Raw genomic sequence first — 16,780 nt, forward strand, 5'->3', positions numbered from 1 at the left:
GGGCATCGAACGGACACGGCAAGGAGATGGACATGAACAACAACACCCTGGTGGTACCGGACGCCGAGCTGTACTACGAGACGCGCGGCAGCGGGCCGTTGGTCGTCCTGGTGGGGGCGCCGATGAACGCGGACTCGTTCGCGCCTCTCGCCGACCTGCTCGCCGCCGATCACACCGTGCTGACCACGGATCCGCGGGGCGTGCGGCGCAGCAAGCTCGTCGACGGCGGCACCTCGACGCCGGAGCAGCGGGCGGACGACCTGGCCCGGCTGATCCGGCACGTCGGCGCGGGACCGGCGACGGTCCTCGGCTCGAGTGGTGGCGCGGTGACCGCACTGGCGTTGGCGCAGCACCATCCGGAGGTGGTGCGCACGGTGATCGCGCACGAGCCGCCGCTGGACCGGCTGGTCGAGGACGGCGAAGACCTGCTGGCGAAGTCGGAGCGGATGATGGCCACCTACCTGGCCGGGGACGTGGTCGGCGCGTGGCAGCAGTTCTTCGCGCTGGCGAACATCCAGGTCCCGGACGAGGTGGTGGAGGGGATGTTCGGCGGCGAACGGGACCCGCGGGACGTCGCCGACGAGCGGTTCTGGTTCGCCCACGAGTTGCGCGAGTCGGTCAGCTGGCAACCCGACCTGGACCGGCTGCGCGGCAACGGCGTACGGATCGTGGTCGGCATCGGCGCGGACTCGACCGGCCAGCTCTGCGACCGCACCTCGACCGCCCTCGCCGCCGGCCTCGGCATCACGCCGACCCACTTCCCCGGCGACCACACCGGCTTCGTGGACCAGACCGAACCCTTCGCCACCGCCCTCCGCAAGGAACTCCCGGCCTGACCACCAGCGCCGGAAGCCGGCCGCAACGCCCGGGTCGGACGAGCGGCCCGGGTTCGGGTCAGGTTCTCGTGCTCTCGGGTTCGGGGAGCCAGGCGTCGGGTGGGAGCTGCTGCCAGCCGTCGGCGCCGAGGCTGTCGATCGCGGCGTGCAGAGCGTCGAGACCCGGGTGCTTCAGGTCGGCCCGCCACAGCATCGTCCAGGGGTACACCGCGACCGGATCCACCAGCGGCCGGACGACGGCACCCGGTACAGCGGCCTGGGAGCCCATCGTCAGGATCGGGGCGTCGCGGTCGCGGACGTGCCGCGCGAGCTCGTCCTCCCCCTGGACATGAGGGTGGGCGCCGCCCGCGTCGATGCCGAGCGACGCGAGCAACTGAAGGACCGCGTGGTCCCAGGCCGGGGTCGCGTGATTCCCGGCGCGGAAGCAGACCCCGGTCCCCCGCAACTCCTCCAGCGGTACGGCGGCGAGATCGGCGAGCCGATGCGTCTCCGGGATCAGGACCGCCAACGGCTCGTACCGCACCACGCGCTCGCGAATCCCCGGAACCCGGGTCGGATTCCGGCCGAAACTCACGTCCAGCCGCTCGGCCAGGAGCAACGGCACGGCCGGCTCGGTACCGGTGTGGAAGCGCGCGAAGAACTCCAGCTCGGGTGCGTTCTGCCGGGCCACGTCGAGCACGAGCGTCGGCGTGAGGCCCGGCCCGACCACGTCGACGGTGAGCGACGGCGCCTCGCCGCGGAGCTCGCGAACGGTCAGGTCGTGCAGCGCGAGCAACTCCTGGGCGCGGGTCACCAGCAGGCGCCCGGCCGCGGTCAGTTCGACACTGCGGGTGGTCCGGTCGAGCAGCCGGACGCCGACGCGATCCTCCAGCCGGCGGATGTCCCGGCTGAGCGCCTGCTGCGCGATGAACAGCCGTTGGGCGGCGCGGCTGAAGTGCAACTCCTCCGCGACCACGACGAAGTACCGCAGCAGCCGGATCTCCAGGTCGTCAGGCACCCGTCCTTATTAACACGCCAGCTGCGTGAATAGGCGCCCAACAGGTGTTGGAGTCCGACCGGGGTCCTGCCTCAGGGTCGAGACATGGGAGCAAGAGCAAGGACCGCCGGGTGCTACGGGCTGACCGGCGCGATCAACGCACTGTGGGGCGCGACGCTGCCCGCCACCGATGCCCGGCTCGAACTCGGCGCCGGCCGGCTCGGCGCCTTGCTGATGGCGCTGGCGGTGGGCGCGCTGGTGGCGATGCCGATCGCGGGGCGGGTGGCCGATCGGTGGACCGCGCGTCGGTTGCTGAGCTGGTCGCTGCCGGCTTCGGCGGCGGCACCGGTCCTGGTCGCCGCGGCGCCGTCGGCCGCGATCCTGATGGTCGCGGTCGTCGTGCTCGGGATGTTGTCGGGGGCACTCAACGTCGCCCTCAGCGTGCAGGCCGTCGCCGTCGAACGCTCGACCGACCGCCCGGTGATGGCGACGATGCACGGCACCTGGACCCTCGGCGCGGTCCTCGGCGGCGCCCTCGTCACCACCACTCTCCACCTCGGCCTGACCGTCCAACCCCTCCAGGTCCTCGGCGCCACCACCCTCCTCACCACAGCCCTCCTCCTCACCCGCACCACAACCCCGGACCCAACCCACAAATCCACGAACGAGAACAGAGCAGAAGCCCCGCAGCCGACCGCAGCTCAGGCGGGTGGGGCTCAGCTCGGCGGGGGGCGGCGGGGTGGAGTCGTGGTTGCGCTGGGGGTGATGGGGGCGGCGGCCTTTCTGACGGAAGGGGCGGCGACGGACTGGGCCGGGGTGCATGCGACGCGGGTGCTCGGGGCGACGCCGGCGGTCGGATCGCTGGTCTACACGTTCTTCTTCGTGGCGATGACGGTCGTCCGGTTCGTCGGTGATCCCGTCCGCGCGCGGCTCGGGCCCGGGCGGACGATCCGGATCGCCGGCGGGACCGCGACCGCGGGGTACGCGCTGGTGCTGCTCGCCGGCGTCACGCCCACCCAGCCGGTCGGGACGGCGATCGCCGGCTGGGTGCTCGCCGGGGCCGGGATGGCGATGGTCTGGCCGGTCGTGGTCAGCGCGCTCGGGAGTTCCGGTGCGTCCGCCCGCCGGCTCTCCACCGTCACCACCATCAGCTACGGCGGCGGCCTCGTCGGTCCCGCTGTGATCGGCGCCGTCGCCGGCCAGGCCGGGCTGCCGACCGCCCTGCTGATCCCGGCCGTCCTCGGCGTCCTGGTCGCCGCCGCGGCCCCCGCAGTACTGAACCGCTTCCTCGCTTCCGGCGAGGCCGACCAAGAACCCGGCAAGACCTACCCAAGGAGCATCCGATGACCCTGACCGTGACCACCCGTACCCTCGCCGTCCCCGGTGCCCGGCTGTACCACGAGGTCCGCGGCGACGGCCCGCTCGTCGTCCTCGTCGGCGCCCCGATGGACGCCCGGTCCTTCGAACCCCTGGCCGACCTGCTGGCCACCGACCACACCGTCCTGACCGCCGATCCGCGCGGGATCAACCGCAGTCCGCTCGACGACCCGGCGTCCGGTTCGACCCCGGAGCAGCGGGCCGACGACCTGGCCCGGCTGATCACCGAACTCGATGCGGGGCCGGCGACCGTGTTCGGTTCGAGTGGTGGCGCGGTCAGCGTGCTCGCGCTCGCCCAGCACTACCCGGACCTGGTCCGCACCGTGATCGCGCACGAGCCGCCGCTGGAGAACCTGCTCGCCGACCGCGACGACCTGCACCGGCGGTCCGACGACCTGATGGCGACCTACCTGCGCGGGGACGTGGTCGGCGCCTGGCGGAAGTTCTTCGGCGCCGCGAACATCGATGCCCCCGACGAGCTGCTCGAGGCGATGTTCGGCGGCGACCGGGATCCGCAGGTGGTCGCCGACGAGCGGTTCTGGTTCGAGTACGAGATGCGAGCCAGCATCCGTTGGCAGCCGGACGTCAGCGCCCTCCGGGACGGCCCGGTCGATCTGGTGGTCGGGATCGGCACCGACTCGGCCGGACAGCTCTGCGACCGTACGTCGCGCGCCCTCGCCGCGGGCCTGGGCGTCGAACCCGCGCTGTTCCCGGGCGATCACACCGGCTTCGCCGAGGACCCGGAGCCGTTCGCGGCCCGGCTGCGCGCGGTACTGGCTGACAGCTGAGACCACGGGGCCGATAGGCGTTGCCTCTCAGCGGCGAACTGGGACGAGACCGGGAGCCCTGCCCCTCGCGGAGTATGTGAAGCTGGGGAGGTGACGGACCGCGGGCTGTGTGAGCAGCACCTGGTCCGGGCACCGGGTCGACCCAGGCCGGCGCTGTCCGGCGTGGTGACTTGACCTCAACCGTGGTTGAAGTTTCAAGCTGGTGCCGCTGAGACAGGACATCGCAGATATCGGCCCCGCGCGGGGCCCTGACGAAGGAGCAGAGTTGACCACGTACACGCTTCCCGACCTCCCCTACGACTACGGCGCACTCGCGCCGAGCATCGCCGGCGAGATCATGGAGCTGCACCACTCCAAGCACCACCAGACCTACGTGAACGGTCTGAACGACACCCTGGAGAAGCTGGCCGCGGCCCGCGAGAAGGGGGACTTCGGCGCGATCGTCGGGCTGGAGAAGTCGCTCGCCTTCAACCTCGGCGGGCACGTCAACCACTCGATCTTCTGGAAGAACCTGTCGCCGGACGGTGGCGACAAGCCGGACGGCGAGCTGGCGGCCGCGATCGACGAGGCGTTCGGCTCGTTCGACGCGTTCCAGGCGCACTTCACCGCGAGCGCGACCACCATCCAGGGGTCCGGCTGGGCCATCCTCGGCTGGGACGCGCTGCAGGGCCGGCTGCTGATCCACCAGCTGTACGACCAGCAGGGCAACCTGCCGGCCGGACAGATCCCGATCGTCATGCTGGACATGTGGGAGCACGCGTTCTACCTGCAGTACAAGAACGTCAAGCCGGACTACGTGAAGGCTTGGTGGAACGTGGTGAACTGGGCCGACGCGCAGGCCCGCTTCTCTGCGGCCCGCAGCAACGCCGGCGGCCTTATCACCGTCGCCTGACGCTCGACCTGCTCCGTCCGGAGAGCCCGGGGGTCCCAGCCCTCGGGTCTTCGGGCGCGGTCAGCGCTGGCCGCGGCCGGACGCCAGCCGCTCGACCGCCTTCTCGATCCGGTTCCGCCGGGTCTCCGGCTTCTTCGCGTCCTCGATCCCCAGCACGAACCAGCTGCGCTGGCTGTACGAGAGGCCGTCGAAGAACGCCCGCGCCTCCGGCCGCGCGTCCAGGGCCGTAGCGAAGTCCGCCGGTACCTCCAGCACCCGCGGCTCCGTGTCCAGCTCGACCTCGACGTCCACCTCGTCGCCGGCCGCGACGCCCGCGGCCGCCCGGTTCTTCGCGCTCAGCGAGATCATGAACCTCCCGCCCATCACGGCGACCGTACTGCGATACGTGTGCCCGCCGACCGTCACGACCACGGGCGGCTTCTTGCCCTGGCCCAGGGCCTCGATCACCTCCGGCGGGACCACGATCCCGGTGGTCGTCGTGCCGGCCAGCGTGGTCCGGAACCTCATCACGCCGCACCCCCGCCGAAGTACTCGGCCAGCACGGGCGCGATGGCGGTCGCCTTGATCATGTGGTTCTGGCCCGGGATCTCGCGGTGGACGGCACCGGGGACGGCGGCCGCGACGGCGCGGACCGAGGTCCGCATCCAGGCCGGGCTCTTGCCACCGCCGACGACCAGGACCGGCTGCTCGATCCCGGCGAACTGGGCCTGGTCCAGCGGTTGGCCGAAGCCGTTCGCGCCGACGACCTCCGCGTCGTACGGGAGGGTGTGGGCGACCGCCTTCATCGGCTTCCAGGCCGGCATCAGCTGCATCAGCGCGACCACGATGCCCGGCAGGCCGACGCCCTTGGTCATGAAGTACTTCACCGCGTCGCCCCGGCGGTCCTCGGCGACCAGGGCCCGCAGGTCGGCCACCCAGGTCGGGGGGATCTGCCGGCGGCTGGCGTCCACGACGAACGGCGCCTCGAACACGGCCAGCTTGGCGATCGGCACCCCGGCCGAGGCCGCCCGCAAGGACAACGCGGCACCGGACGACGTCCCGTACACGTAAGCGGAACCGCCGGCCGCCTCGATCACGGCGGCCAGGTCCTCGATCTCCCGCTCGACCGAGTACTCCGCGGTGTCGCCGCTGTCGCCGCGGCCGCGCCGGTCGTAGTTGTACACGGTGAACCGGGACTTCAGCTCGGCCGCGAGCTCGGGCATCGGACCCTGGGCCCGGCTGCAGAGCGCGCCGTCGACGAGCACGACCGCCGGACCCGAACCGGCCCGGTCGTACGCGATCGTGGTGCCGTCCTTCGAGGTGGTCTTCTCCATCGTGTCCACTCCTCTCGCGCCGGGTCCCTCGTCCCGGTCTCACCCCTGCGTCGAGCGAACCGGCCACGATTCGACACCACCGGGCACCTTCTTTCGGTCGATCCCCCCGACGGTAGTCCTCGACCGGCCCAGCGGAGCTCAGGCGTTCGTCAGCAGGCGGCGGCGCGATCCAGGAGCAGGACACGTTCGCGTTCGTTCCGGGTCAGGCCGGCGGCCCGCTCGAACTCGACCCGCGCCTCGGCGAGCCGGCCGAGCTTGAACAGCAGGTCCCCGCGGACGCTCGGCAGCAGGTGGTACCCCTTCAGCGAGGGCTCGTCGAGCAACGTGTCGACCGCCTCCAGTCCACGCTCGGGACCGAACGCCATCGACAGCGCGACCGCCCTGTTCAGCTCGACCACCGGCGACGGCGTGACCTGCGCGAGCACCTCGTACAGTCCGGCGATGGTGGCCCAGTCGGTGTCGTCGGCCTCGGCGGCCCGGGCGTGACAGGCGGCGATCGCGGCCTGCAGCAGGTACGGCCCGGGTGGTGCCTCCTGCGCCCACGCGCGGTCGATGCTCTCCAGACCACGGCGGATCAGCAACCGGTCCCAGCGCCGGCGGTCCTGGTCGAGCAGCAGGACGGGCTCACCGTTCGGACCGACGCGTGCGTTCGCCCGGGACGCCTGCAGCTCCATCAGCGCGAGCAGCCCGTGCACCTCCGGCTCCTGCGGCATCAGCTCGGCCAGCAACCGGCCGAGCCGCAGCGCCTCGTTGCACAGCGCCGGCCGCATCCAGTCGTCGCCCGCGGTCGCGGAGTAGCCCTCGTTGTAGATCAGGTAGATCACTTCGAGCACCGAGGACAGCCGCTCGACCAGGTCGTCCCCGGCCGGCACCTCGAACTCGACCCCGGCCTTGGCCAGGTTCCGTTTGGCCCGGACGATGCGCTGGGCAATGGTCGGCTCGGGGGCGAGGAACGCGCGGGCGATCTCGTCGGTCTTCAGGCCGCCGAGCAGCCGCAGCGTCAGGCTGACCCGGGCGTCGGTGGTCAGCACCGGGTGGCAGGCGGTGAACACGAGCCGGAGCAGGTCGTCCTCGATGTGGTCCTCGAGGATCGCCTCCACGTCGTCCTCGACGCTGTCGCCGTCGATCTCCAGCTGGTGGCCCATCTCGGCCAGCTTGCGCTGGTAGGTCTCCTTGCGCCGGATCAGGTCGATCGCCCGCCGCTTCGCGATCGCCATCAACCAGGCGCCCGGGTTGTTCGGCACGCCCGACTCCGGCCATTGCTCGAGCGCCGCGACCAACGCGTCCTGGGCCAGTTCCTCGGCCAGTCCGACGTCGCGCACGATCCGCGCGACGCCGGCGATGATCCGTGCCGACTCGATCCGCCAGACCGCGTCGATCGCCCCGTGGGTGTCCGTAACCGTCACGCGACCGATGGAACCCCAACCCGGCAGCCAGAGCAAGCCACTTCCGGCCGGAGTGCACCGCGGGTTCCCTGAGAGTGCACGGTGAGTGCACTCTCAGGGGCTGAATCAGTCCTTCCAGACGTCAGCGGCGGGGTCGAAGTCGGCTTCCTCGACGACGCGGCGGACCTCGACCTCGGCGTCCAGGGCCTCGGCGAGGCGGGCGGCCCACTCGATCGCCTCGTCCCGGGACCGGACGTCGAGGACCATGAATCCGCCGATCAGTTCCTTGGTCTCGGTGAACGGCCCGTCCGTGACGGTGCGCTTGCCCCCGGCCACCTTCACCCGGGCGCCGAGCGAACTACGGTGCACGCCCTCGCCGAGCAACAGCACGCCGGCCTTGGTCATGTCGTCGACCACCTGCCCGACCGCCTCGCCGACCGCCGGCGCCGGCATCCGCCCGGCTTCGCTGTTCTCGTCCGCCTTGTTGATGATCATGTACCGCATTGCCGTCAGCTCCCTGGTTCGTTGGTCGATCACTCACCCACTCGTCGACCAGCGCACCGGAGGATCGACATCCGGATCCCGATTCCTCAGATCCGTACCAGCATCTTGCCGGTGTTCGCGCCCCGCAGCACCCCGATCAGCGCTCCCGGCGCCTCGGCGAGCCCGTCCACGACCGTCGACTCGGCCCGCAACCGCCCGTCGGCCAGCCAGCGCACCGCCCGGCCGACGTACTCTCCGAGCAGGTCGAAGTGGTCCGTCACCTGGATCCCGCGCAGCGTGAGCGACTTGTAGACCACGTCCAGCAGGTTGTCAGGCGCCGGGACCGCCGTGTTGTAGCCACTGACCGACCCGATCAACGCGGCCCGGCCGTGCGGACGCAGATTGTCGATCGCCGCCCGCAGGTGGTCGCCGCCCACGTTGTCCAGGTACACGTCCAGTCCGTCGGGTGCCGCGGCCCGCAGTTGGCCGGCCAGGTCCCCGGCCCAGTAGTCGAGGGCCACGTCGAATCCGAAGTCCTCGATCAGCTTCTTGGCCTTCAGCGGCCCACCGGCCGAGCCGATCACCCTGGCCGCACCGAGTTGCTTCGCCACCTGACCCGCGACCGAGCCGACCGCCCCGGCCGCCGCCGAGACGAACACGATGTCCCCCTCGCGGACCTGCACGATCCGCGTCAGCGCCGCGTACGCCGTGAGCCCGGTGACGCCGAGGACCCCCAAGTACGACTCCGGCGGCGCCACGGTGGTGTCCACCACGAGCGCGTCGGCGGCGTCGACCACGGCGTACTCCCGCCAGCCGAGGAAGTGGCTGACCGTTGCCCCGACCGGGATGCCGTCGGCCTCCGAGGCGATCACCTCGCCGAGCGCACCGCCGTCCATCACCTCGCCGATCCGGAACGGCGGCAGGCCACCGGTCACCTCGTCCATCCGGCCGCGCATGTACGGGTCGACGGAGATCCAGGTGTTCCGGACGAGCACCTGACCGGCCTTCGGGACCGGGACCGGTGCCGTGGTGAGCTCGAAGTCGGCCGGTGTCGGTTCTCCGTGCGGACGAGCGGCGAGCCGGACTTCCTGACCGCTGAGCGGCTGGTTCATCACTGGGTTCCTCTCCTAGCTGGGTGATACCAGCGTTGAACGGAGACCTGTCGGTTCCCTGTCGGCCGGTAGCGTGGGCGGCATGCGCTTCGGGGTACTCGGTCCGGTCACGGCCTGGACCGACACCGGTGAGCCGGTCCGGATCCCCGAGCTGAAGGTGCGGGCGGTCCTGGCCGATCTGCTCGCGCACCGGGGCCGGATCGTCTCGGCCGACCGTCTCACCGAGGACCTGTACGCCGACGCCCCGCCCGCCAACCCGGCCGGTACGGTCCAGCTGAAGATCTCGCGGCTCCGGCACGCGCTCGACCACGCCGAACCAGGCGCCCGGTCCCTGGTGGTCTCCCGGTCCCCCGGCTACCTGCTGACCACCGAGGCCGTCGACGCGGACGAGTTCCTCGACCTGGTACGCCGTGCGCGGGTGGCCGCGGCTCCACGGGAACGGGTCCGGCTGCTCCGCGAAGCGCTCGGGTTGTGGCGCGGTCCGGCGTACGCGGATTTCGCCGACGAGACGTTCACCCGGTCCGCGATCCTGCGGCTGGAGGAGGAGCGCCTCTCGGCCGAGGAGGAGCTCGCCGAAGCCCGGCTGGAGCTCGGTGAGCACCATCAACTCGCCGCGGAGCTCACCGAACAGGTGACCCTTCATCCGTTGCGCCAGCGGCTCCGGGCGGCGTACCTGCTCGCCCTCTACCGCTCCGGCCGGCACGCGGACGCGCTCGCCGGGTACGACGAACTACGCCACCAGCTTGCCGAGGACCTCGGCCTCGATCCCACCCCGGAACTCGCCGCCCTGCACACCGCGATCCTGCGCCAGGACCCGGCCCTCACCTTGACCCCGCGCGGTACCAATCTGCCGGCCGGCCTGACCGAGCTGATCGGGCGCGAGTCCGTGCTCGACAAGGTGAGCGCGGGGCTGAAGCGAGGCCGCCTGGTCACGCTGGTCGGTCCAGGCGGTACGGGCAAGACCCGCGTCGCCCTGGCCGCGGCGAGCGAACAGGAGGACGCGTGGTTGGTCGAGCTCGCCGCGCTGGACCGGACGGCTGATCCGGAGACCATCGCGGCCACGGCCCTCACCAGCCTCGGCATCCGCGAACCGTCCGACCGCCGCACCTCGCGGGAGCCAGGACCACACGGTCAGGCGGAGCGGCTCCTGGTCGAGGCGCTGCGCGGGCGGCAAATGGTGCTGCTGTTGGACAACTGCGAGCACGTCGCCGACGCCGCGGCCCAGCTGGCCGAGACCGTACTGCGGGCCGCGCCGGGCGTGCGGGTGCTGGCGACAGGGCAACAGGTACTGGGTGTGCCCGGCGAGGTCGTGATCGCGGTCCCTCCGCTCGGGTTGCCGGTCGACGACGAGCCGCTGACGGCTTCGGCCGCGGTCCAGCTGTTCACCGCGCGAGCCGGTCTCACCGTGACGGACCAGAACGCGACCGCGATTCGCCGGATCTGTCTCGGCCTGGACGGCAACCCGCTCGCCCTCGAACTGGCCGCCGCCCGCGTCCGCGTCCTCGGTGTCGGCGAGCTCGCCGCGCGGCTGGACGACCGGCTCGCGCTGCTCAGTTCCGGACGGCGGACCGGACCGGCCCGGCAGCAGACCTTGCGGGCGATGATCGACTGGAGCTGGCAGCTGCTCTCCCCGGCCGAGCAGACCGTGCTCCGCCGGCTCGCGACCCACGCCGACTCGTTCAGCCTCGACGCGGCCGTCTCCGTTGCCCAGGACAACGATGCGGTCAACGATGCAATCAACGGTGACCACGACGTCGCCGCCGCCGTCCTGGGGCTGGCCGATCGGTCGCTCGTGACGACGCTGGAGACGTCGACCGGGCAGCGTTTCCGGTTGCTCGAGTCCGTCCGGGCGTTCGCGGCCGAGCAACTCGAGGAGTCTGGTGAGGCCGAGTCGGTCCAGCGGCGACACCTCGCGTACTACCTGGACCTGGCCGCACGGGCGCAACTCCACTCGGCGGATCAGCTGAGCTGGCTCGACCGCCTCGACGCCGAGACCGCGGAATTCCGTCATGCGTTCGACCACGCGGTGAGTACGGCCGACGGGGCGCACGCGCTTCGGCTGGCGAGCAGCCTGGGCTGGTACTGGTTCCTTCGCGGGCGGCTGATCGAAGCCCGGCGTACGCTCGCCACCGCCCTGACGCTCCCCGGGCCGGCAACCGACCGCGCCGCAGTCGAAGTCTGGCAAACAGCCCTCGCCCTCCTCTGCGGCGAGACCCCCAGCAACCCGAGTGTCAACGGTCAGATCCGCGCGGATCAGCTGCGGGCGAGCGTCGTCGGTACGCGGGAAGCCGTGTCGACTGTGGATCTGCGGGCGGCCGCGGACGCCGCCCGGTTGGGGATCGCCGATCCGGTGGAGGCTGCTCGGGCGGTGTGGTTGCTGGCCTATGCGAATCGCGGGTTCGGTGATCCGGCAACGACCGAAGAGCTGGTCGCGACGGCTCTGCGGGCGTCACGGGAGCTGGCCGACGACTGGGGGGTCGCGGCATCGCTGAGTCTCCGCGCGACGTTACGCCGAGCACGCAGCGAGCTGGCAGCAGCGGAGCGCGACGCCCACGAGGCCGAGCGGATCTTCCGCCGGCTGGGCGATCGCTGGGGGTTGCTGAAGGCAACCAGTACGCGGGCCGAGCTGGCCGAGATCGAGGGCGACTATCCGAGCGCGGCCGAGCACCACCGGACCGGGCGGCGCCTCGCCGAGGACCTCGGACGGTGGTGCGAGGTGTCGTTCAAGTTGTCCGGACTCGGCCGGATCGCATTGCTGACCGGAGACACGGCAGCGGCCGACGACCTGCACCACCGGGCGTTACGGATCGCGGTGGAGCAGTCGGACGAGGTCGCCGAGGAGTTCGCCGAGATGGGCCTGGCGTTGTCGGCCCGCCGCCAGCATCGCCTCGACGACGCCGAGCGGCACCTGCGCCGCTGGCTGCACTGGCTCACCCGGGTCGACGGTGAACCAGGCCTCGCCCTCGTCCTCGCCGAGCTCGGCTTCGTCGCCGAACTGCGCGGCGACCCCGAAATCGCCCTGGCCCGGCACCGCGACTCCCAAGCCGCGGCCGAGAAACTCGGCGACCCCCGCGCGATCGCCCTCGCCCTCGAAGGCCAGGCCGGCGCCCACTCGTCCGCCGGCCGACTCCACCAGGCCCGCCGCCTCCTCGCCGAAGCCGCCGCCCTCCGCACCTCGGTCGGCGCACCCCTCCCACCCGCCGAACGAGGCGACCTGGACCGCATCACCGCCCGTCTCGGCTGACGTCCGTGCTCCACCTGGTCGGGTCGAGGACGTGCGCGGTCAGGTCGTACAGGCGGCGCGCCTTGTCCGGGTCGAAGGTCGCGAGACCCGGATCGACGGGCTTGTCGACGGCTCGCAGGACAAGGCGCTCGGGTGGTTGGTGGTCCATCAGTTCGAGGGTGCTCCGGACACTCCGCTCGGGCGGTGTGGCGAAGAGCCTGGCGAGTACGGAGGCCGCCGCGCGGTACGGCTGGGGTAGGTGGTTGGTGCCGCTGCGGGTGTACGGCGGGCGGAGTTGGAGGTACTTGGTCCGGCCGTCCGGGTGGTTCTGCAGGTAGTGCACGCCGAGCAGGTCGTTCGCGCGGCCGCTGCTGATCGTGGTGCGGACGGCGCTGTAGTTCCGGGTGGACTGCAGGTCGTCCCAGTTCACGTCGCCCTTGGTGATGCCGGTGGCGCCGATGCTCGTGATGATCGGGGCGTCGCCGCGTTCGAGCAGGTCGGTCAGCCGGTAGCTCAGGACGAAGCGGCTCAGGTAGTAGAGCACGAACGAGCCCTCGAACCCGTCCGCCGTCTCGTGCCGCTTGACGAACGGCAGCATCGCGGCCAGCACGACCGCGTCGAGCGAATCGTGGCGGGCCCGGAGCTCCTCGACCACCCGGTGGTTCTCCGCGATCGAGAGCAGGTCCGCGTGGACGAACGAAGCCCGGTCCCCCGCACCCGCGGCCGCCGCGTCGGCGAGGAACCGCTCACCCCGCGACGGCGTACTCCCGACGACCGTCACCCGAGCGCCCTGACCGAGGTAGTGATCGGCGATCGCCCGGCCCATCCCGGTCGTTCCGCCGGCCACGAAGACGTTGCGCATGGTTCCTCCCGTCATAAGTCATCGATCGATGACTTATCTGTTGGCGAGGAGCCTAGGCAGGCGGTGAGTACGATGTCAACGATCGATGACTTGTTCTCCGGAGGAGCCGATGGCGCAGAAGCGGGACCGCGAGGCGACCAGGGCCCGGTTGCTGGAGTGCGCCCGGCTGCGGTTCGCGCGGGACGGGTACGACGGGACCAGCGTGCGCGACGTCGCCGGGGACGCCGGGGTGGACGCCGCCCTGGTGTTCCGGTACTTCGGGTCGAAGTCCGGGCTGTTCTCCGAGGCGATGGCGACGTCGTCCGGCCAGGTCACGCTGCCGGCCGGGCCGGTCGAGGAGTTGCCCGCGAAGCTGTTGCGCCAGCTGGTCTTCGAGGACTGGGCCGAGTACGCCGGCGAGCACCCGCTGATCGCGATGCTCCGCTCGGCCGGCCACGACGACCTGCGCGCCCGGGTCCGCCAGCAGGTCTGCGACGGCTACCTGGGCACCCTCCAGCAGCTTGCTGAAGGCCACGAAGACGCCGAGCTCCGGACCGAGCTCTTCGCCGCCTGGCTCCTCGGCATCGGCATCCTCCGCACCGCGGTAGGCACCCCGACCCTCACCCAGGCCACCGAAGCCGACCTGGCCCCCCATCTGGCCGCCGTAGCCCAAGCCCTCTTCGGCCGCCCGATCCCGGAAGCCCCAGAAAACTAGCTTCAGTTGTCGGACTGGGCGCCGGTGGGGTGGTAGGCGCAGGCGTCGCGGAGGTCTTGGACCGGGGGTGGGGGCGTTGTGGTCGCGGTCGGCTTGGGCGGGCTGGTTCTGGCTGGCGTCGGCGGGACGGACGGGGTGGGCGTGGGCTCTTGGGCCAAGGCCTTGGTGACGGTTTCGCGGAGGCCTTCGTAGTCGGGGTGGAGGTACTTGAGGCGGAGCTTGGAGACGTCCAGAGTGACGTTGGAGACGGTGCCGGACTTCACCTTGAGCGCCAGTTCGACCAGGGCGGGCAGGAGTTCCTGCGGGATGTCGGTGCGGAGCAGGTGCTTGCCGGCCTTCGCGATCGCCTGGTACTTCGTGACCAGGGTGGCCGGGTCGGCCGCGTCGACGATGCCCTTGATCGCGCAGCGCTGGCGGATCTGCCGCTGGTCGTCGTCGGCGCCGTACCGGCCACGGGCGAACCAGAGCGCGCGGAATCCGTTCAGGTGCTGGTTGGGACCCGGGTCGATCCACTGGCCGGGTGGGATGTGGGCGCTGCTGATCCCGCCCATCGCGACGCGTTCGTTGACGTTCACGGTGATGCCACCGAGCGCGTCCACGATCTCGTCGAAGCCCTGCAGGTTGACCTGGAGGTAGTAGTCGATGCCCAGCCCGGTCGCCTCGCCGACGGACTGCTTGACCACGTCGGCGCCCTGGTTGTCGGACGGGCCGAGGATGCCCGGATGCGCCTCCGGCACGTTCTGGTACATCGCCGTGAGCATCCACTCCAGCCGGCCTTCGAGGCTGAGCCCTTCCTGGCCGAAGCCGTTCGGGTACGCCTTGTGCAGCGGCGAGTCCTTCGGGAACGGCATGAAGGTCAGTTGCCGCGGCAACGAGATCAGCGCCGTGTTGCCGGTCCTGGTGTCGATGCTGGCGACGATCACGGTGTCGGCCCGGACGCCGACCCGGCCGGGGCCGTCGTCACCACCGATCAGCAGCAGGTTGAGCCGCGGCTTGTCCTCCCACGGGTCCTTCACGTTCACCGTCGACGGGCGGGTCGCGCTCTTGCTCTCCTTCTGCGCGGCGAACACGTTCAGGACCAGGTCCCGTTGCGCCATCACACTCTGGACGCCCAGCGCCGCGGGTGCTGTGATCGCGAAACACAGCGCCCCGACCAGGATCGCTCCGGCCGCCCGGCCCGCCGCCCCGCCGGTTGCCGGGCGCAACAATCGGTGCGAGGCGACCACCACCACGATCCAGCCGAACGCGAGCACCGCGATCGCCACCCCGGCCAGCAACAGCCGGCTCGGGATGACGGACGACGCCAGCACCTCGTCACGCCGCTCCCACCAGACGTACGCCCCGCAGCCGACGACGGCGAGCGTGCAGAGGAGAACCAGGGCACCGATCACCCGGCGGCCGCCGATGATCAACCCACTCCCCGGCAGCACCGCGCCCACCATGGTCAACCCGAGCGACCGAGGCACCGTCCGCGCCCGGTGCGCCGAACGTCGGGAACCAGCCGACTCGGTGGTGGACGGCGTGGCGGAGTCGCCCGCTGACGTGTCCCCTGTGCGGGCGCTGCGTGAACGACCCATGGAATCCCCTGTCGATGCCCCGTGGCCTGGAACAGGTACCCAGGCCGCACACTCTTCCGACGTTGGGCGGGATGGATCGGTTGACCTCAGCGGAAGTCTACCTGCCCGCGGGGCACTCTGGAGGGCTCGAGCGGCCGCAGCAGCCCGGCCGCGAACCACGCCTCGACCGACTTGGCCTCCTTCGGATTCGGCACGTACACGACCCGCGCCATCCAGTCGTCGGTGTTGGTCCGCCGCCACTCCAGGATCAGGCCCGGCCACGGTCCGCGTTCGTAGGCCGTCCCCAGCACCCAGCAGTGCCGCCGATTCGCGTCGGGCGGTGGCTCCCGGGGGTACCGACGATTGCTGCCCACAGGGCCAAGCATCGCACACAGGTTCGAATGTGATGCAAGCCGGACTTCGCCACCGCCGGACCCCGGCGCGTACGGTACGGCGTACGAGCCGGTTACGATCGGGCTCCACCCCGAGCTGTTGGAGTCGCGTTGTCACCTCGGAAGAGCGCACCGCCGGACCAGGCGCGCAGTCTGGCGTTGTTGTGGGGCAGTCACAGCAAGCCGGGTCGCTCGGGCCTCACCGTGCGGGCGATCGTCGACCAGGCCGTCGACCTGGCCGACGCGGACGGGCTCGAGGCGGTGTCGATGCGTCAGGTCGCCGAACGTCTCCAGGCCGGCACCATGTCGCTGTACACGCATGTCCCGGGCAAGGGCGAGCTGACGGCCCTGATGTTCGACCGGGTGTACGGCGACCTGTACGCGGACGTGGACGAGCCGGTCCGCCGACCAGGTGGCTGGCGTGGCTCGCTGGAGTTCGTGGCGCGCCGCAACTGGGACGTCCTGATGGCGCATCCGTGGATCCACGACGTGCCGACGATCCGGACCGCGCTCGGGCCGAATATCGCCCTCAAGTACGAGGCCGAACTCCGGCCGCTCGACCGGCTCGGCCTGACCGACGTGGAGATGGATTCCGCGTTGACGCTGGTGCTCACCCACGTCGGAGGCACCGCGCGGATGGCGGCCGAGCAGCTCCGCACCCAACGCGAGAGCGGGCTGTCCGACGAGGAGTGGTGGGTGCAGACCGGCCCGTTGCTCGACCGGCACCTGGCCGGGATGGCGGAGCGGTTCCCCGTCGCCGGGCGCGTCGGCCGGTCGGCGGGCCAGGAACACCAGGCCGAGTTCGACTCCAGCCACGCGCTGCGCTTCGGCCTCGACCGCATCCTCGACGGCATCGCCCTCCTGGTCGACCAACGCACCAGCTAGACAGCG

General features: G+C 71.3%; 16 protein-coding genes. 7 read left to right on the forward strand and 9 right to left on the reverse strand.

Features of this window, described 5'->3' with window-relative positions; translation table 11 throughout:
* Nucleotides 1–32: 32 nt before the first annotated feature.
* Complete coding sequence (locus tag FB561_RS00995) at nt 33–836, forward strand: alpha/beta fold hydrolase (RefSeq protein ID WP_238334595.1); 804 nt, start codon at nt 33–35, stop codon at nt 834–836.
* A 58-nt stretch (nt 837–894) separates the two neighbouring features.
* On the opposite strand, the gene FB561_RS01000 is transcribed toward FB561_RS00995, so the two are convergent.
* A complete protein-coding gene (locus FB561_RS01000; protein WP_145802022.1) occupies nt 895–1,833 on the reverse strand; it encodes a LysR family transcriptional regulator in 939 nt (312 codons plus the stop codon).
* An 84-nt stretch (nt 1,834–1,917) separates the two neighbouring features.
* Between FB561_RS01000 and FB561_RS01005 the strand changes: the two genes are divergently transcribed.
* From FB561_RS01005 to FB561_RS01015, 3 genes are all read left to right on the forward strand, one after another.
* Nucleotides 1,918–3,159, forward strand: a complete 1,242-nt coding sequence (locus FB561_RS01005) for an MFS transporter (RefSeq protein WP_145802024.1) — start codon at nt 1,918–1,920, stop codon at nt 3,157–3,159.
* The gene (locus FB561_RS01010) at nt 3,156–3,977 is read left to right on the forward strand and encodes an alpha/beta fold hydrolase (RefSeq protein ID WP_145802026.1); all 822 of its coding nucleotides are present in this window, start codon (nt 3,156–3,158) and stop codon (nt 3,975–3,977) included. The genes FB561_RS01005 and FB561_RS01010 overlap by 4 nt, the downstream gene beginning before the upstream one ends.
* Before the next feature lie 265 nt (nt 3,978–4,242).
* On the forward strand, nt 4,243–4,869 hold the full coding sequence (locus FB561_RS01015; protein ID WP_145802028.1) for a superoxide dismutase: 627 nt from the start codon (nt 4,243–4,245) through the stop codon (nt 4,867–4,869).
* Between the two features lie 60 nt (nt 4,870–4,929).
* Here FB561_RS01015 and FB561_RS01020 read toward each other — a convergent pair whose 3' ends face one another.
* From FB561_RS01020 to FB561_RS01040, 5 genes are all read right to left on the reverse strand, one after another.
* On the reverse strand, nt 4,930–5,376 hold the full coding sequence (locus FB561_RS01020) for a YdeI/OmpD-associated family protein (protein WP_145802030.1): 447 nt from the start codon (nt 5,374–5,376) through the stop codon (nt 4,930–4,932).
* A complete protein-coding gene (locus FB561_RS01025) occupies nt 5,376–6,182 on the reverse strand; it encodes an alpha/beta fold hydrolase (protein WP_145802032.1) in 807 nt (268 codons plus the stop codon). Before FB561_RS01025 ends, FB561_RS01020 begins: the two co-directional genes overlap by 1 nt.
* A gap of 149 nt (nt 6,183–6,331) precedes the next feature.
* Entirely contained in the window at nt 6,332–7,588 is a 1,257-nt protein-coding gene (locus FB561_RS01030; protein WP_145802034.1) for an RNA polymerase sigma factor, read from the reverse strand.
* 105 nt (nt 7,589–7,693) lie between these two features.
* Nucleotides 7,694–8,071 (reverse strand): YciI family protein, encoded by a 378-nt coding sequence (locus tag FB561_RS01035; RefSeq protein ID WP_145812661.1) that lies wholly within the window; start codon nt 8,069–8,071, stop codon nt 7,694–7,696.
* Between the two features lie 86 nt (nt 8,072–8,157).
* Nucleotides 8,158–9,162, reverse strand: coding sequence for an NADP-dependent oxidoreductase (locus tag FB561_RS01040; protein WP_145802036.1), 1,005 nt, complete (start codon nt 9,160–9,162; stop codon nt 8,158–8,160).
* Nucleotides 9,163–9,244: 82 nt separating this feature from the next.
* Here FB561_RS01040 and FB561_RS01045 point away from each other — a divergent pair, with 82 nt between their 5' ends.
* Entirely contained in the window at nt 9,245–12,406 is a 3,162-nt protein-coding gene (locus FB561_RS01045; RefSeq protein WP_145802038.1) for an AfsR/SARP family transcriptional regulator, read from the forward strand.
* Here the strand turns inward: FB561_RS01045 and FB561_RS01050 are convergent.
* A complete protein-coding gene (locus tag FB561_RS01050) occupies nt 12,387–13,247 on the reverse strand; it encodes an SDR family NAD(P)-dependent oxidoreductase (protein ID WP_202880516.1) in 861 nt (286 codons plus the stop codon). The genes FB561_RS01045 and FB561_RS01050 overlap by 20 nt on opposite strands.
* Nucleotides 13,248–13,356: 109 nt before the next feature.
* On the opposite strand from FB561_RS01050, the gene FB561_RS01055 reads away from it, so the two are divergent.
* Nucleotides 13,357–13,941 carry a TetR/AcrR family transcriptional regulator gene (locus FB561_RS01055; protein WP_202880517.1) on the forward strand — a complete coding sequence of 195 codons (585 nt, stop codon included), beginning with the start codon at nt 13,357–13,359 and terminating at the stop codon, nt 13,939–13,941.
* Nucleotides 13,942–13,943: 2 nt separating this feature from the next.
* On the opposite strand, the gene FB561_RS01060 is transcribed toward FB561_RS01055, so the two are convergent.
* Together FB561_RS01060 and FB561_RS01065 are read right to left on the reverse strand one after the other, a co-directional pair.
* A complete protein-coding gene (locus FB561_RS01060; RefSeq protein WP_238334596.1) occupies nt 13,944–15,407 on the reverse strand; it encodes an LCP family protein in 1,464 nt (487 codons plus the stop codon).
* A 197-nt stretch (nt 15,408–15,604) separates the two neighbouring features.
* On the reverse strand, nt 15,605–15,883 hold the full coding sequence (locus FB561_RS01065; RefSeq protein ID WP_145802046.1) for a hypothetical protein: 279 nt from the start codon (nt 15,881–15,883) through the stop codon (nt 15,605–15,607).
* 117 nt (nt 15,884–16,000) lie between these two features.
* Between FB561_RS01065 and FB561_RS01070 the strand changes: the two genes are divergently transcribed.
* Nucleotides 16,001–16,774, forward strand: coding sequence for a TetR/AcrR family transcriptional regulator (locus FB561_RS01070; RefSeq protein WP_145802048.1), 774 nt, complete (start codon nt 16,001–16,003; stop codon nt 16,772–16,774).
* The last annotated feature ends 6 nt before the right edge of the window (nt 16,775–16,780 follow it).

Source organism: Kribbella amoyensis (genome assembly GCF_007828865.1).
In the GTDB taxonomy this organism is placed as follows: Bacteria; Actinomycetota; Actinomycetes; order Propionibacteriales; family Kribbellaceae; genus Kribbella; species Kribbella amoyensis.